This is a genomic window from Kitasatospora sp. NPDC101155 (genome assembly GCF_044768305.1).
GTDB lineage: Bacteria > Actinomycetota > Actinomycetes > Streptomycetales > Streptomycetaceae > Kitasatospora.
The window spans coordinates 1-1,437 of record NZ_JBIWPN010000158.1; the positions used below are offsets into that span (position 1 = coordinate 1).

A 1,437-nucleotide genomic window follows, 5' to 3' on the forward strand; every position below is an offset into this window, starting at 1 on the left:
TGCTCGATCTCCACCTCGTCCGAGTCCACCAGCACGATCCGGTCCGGATTCTCCGCCTGCGCGGCCCGGACCAGGCCCCAGACCGCCGATCCGGCGGGATCGGTCACCGTCCCGTCACCACCGGCCGGCACCGCACCCCGGGTAACCACGACCAGCCGGGTCTGCTCGAAGCCGCCGCCCGCCAGCCAGGTCTGCACGACCTCCAGGATCCGGTCGGTCAGGTCCAGCGGGGTCTCGTCCGGTCCCTTCCCGGCCGCCGCGAGGATCACCGCGTCCGGGGCGGCGACGGCTCCGGTGAGCACGTCGTCGGCGAAGGTCGCCACCTCCTCAGCGGTGGACAGCCGCACCGCGGTGGGCGCCGCGACCGCCGGCCCGCCGCTCGCGGGCAGCTGGGTCCAGTCGACCCCGAAGAGCGAGCCGGCGTCGCCGCGGCCGGTCACGGCGCCCAGCTGGGCGGCCGTCACCGGACGGAAGACCAGCGAGTCGACCGTCAGGACCGGCGCACCGGTCTGGTCGAGTGCCTGCAGGGTCAGCGAGTCGGGCGTCGGCTGGGTGACCCGGACCCGCAGCGCCGAGGCGCCGGCCGCGCGCAGCGTCAGGCCGGTCCAGGCGAACGGCAGCATGGTGCGCCCGTCGCCCGCGGCGAGGAACGCCTTGCTGTGCAGGGCGGCGTCGAGCAGCGCCGGGTGGATGCCGAAGCCGGTGGCGCTGCCGTGCTCCTGCTCGGGCAGGGCGATCTCGGCGAAGATCTCGTCGCCGCGCCGCCAGGCGGCCCGCAGGCCGCGGAAGACCGGCCCGTAGCCGTAGTCGTGGGCCAGCAGCCCCGCGTAGAACTCGGCCGGGTCGATCCCGACCGGCTCGGCGCCGGGCGGCGGCCAGGCGGTGCCGGCGAAGCCGGCGAAGCCGGCGGCGGGCGCGGTGGCAGCCGCCGTGAGCAGGCCTGTGGCGTGCCGGGTCCAGGGCTCCCCTGCGGCGTCCTCCGGGGTCGAGTGGATGGCGACCGTGCGGGCGCCGTTCTCGTCCGGGCCGCCGACGGTGACCTGGACCCGGACGCCGCCCCGCTCGGACAGCACCAGCGGGGCCTCGATCACCAGCTCCTCAAGGGTGCCGCAGCCGACCTCGTCACCGGTCCGGACGGCCAGTTCGACCAGGCCGGTGCCGGGCAGCAGCACGGTCCGGCCGACGGCGTGGTCGGCCAGCCAGGGGTGGGTGCGCAGCGACAGCCGGGCGGTGGCGAGCAGGCCGCCGTCGCCGGGCAGTTCGACGAACGCGCCGATCAGCGGGTGGTCGGTGCCGGTGAGGCCGAGCGAGCCGGCGTCGGTGGCGCCCGGGCCGCCGGTCGGCAGCCAGTAGTGCTGGTGGTCGAAGGCGTAGGTGGGCAGGTCCAGGTGCCCGTCGGTGGCGCCGGCCGGCAGGACGGCGGTCCAGTCGACCGGG

At 76.6% G+C, this 1,437-nt stretch carries 1 protein-coding gene; it reads right to left on the minus strand.

Annotated features, from left to right (window positions below):
- Nucleotides 1-1,437: polyketide synthase dehydratase domain-containing protein (locus ACIRYZ_RS46540; protein ID WP_402955845.1), on the minus strand; the 1,437-nt coding region annotated here is incomplete at both ends.